Raw genomic sequence first — 253 nt, 5'->3', positions numbered from 1 at the left:
ATGGAGGCGAAGCGCCTCAAGGAGCCATGTCCGGTGTTTCACGCGATAGTGTCCATTAAAAAATGATGGACACTATTTTCCCGGAACCGGAGCCCGCTGCACAGACGGTTTAAATGTGACGCTTACCTTTATTCTTTATGAAGGAACAGTCAAAAGCGGAAGTACTGAACGATATTAACGGCGACATCGTTAATCTTTATCGCGTCATCCAGAACCACCTGGAAGAATTTATAAAGCAGTTCAAATGGGCTTT

The 253-nt window shown here is 45.1% G+C and carries 1 pseudogene; it reads left to right on the top strand.

The window, feature by feature from the left end:
• Positions 1-128: 128 nt before the first annotated feature.
• Positions 129-253 (top strand): annotated as a pseudogene (locus F7Q90_RS26290) (DNA adenine methylase); the annotation flags it as partial.

The sequence above is a fragment of the Pantoea stewartii subsp. stewartii genome, assembly GCF_008801695.1.
GTDB lineage: Bacteria > Pseudomonadota > Gammaproteobacteria > Enterobacterales > Enterobacteriaceae > Pantoea > Pantoea stewartii.
This window is presented reverse-complemented; position numbering and strand designations above follow the sequence as displayed.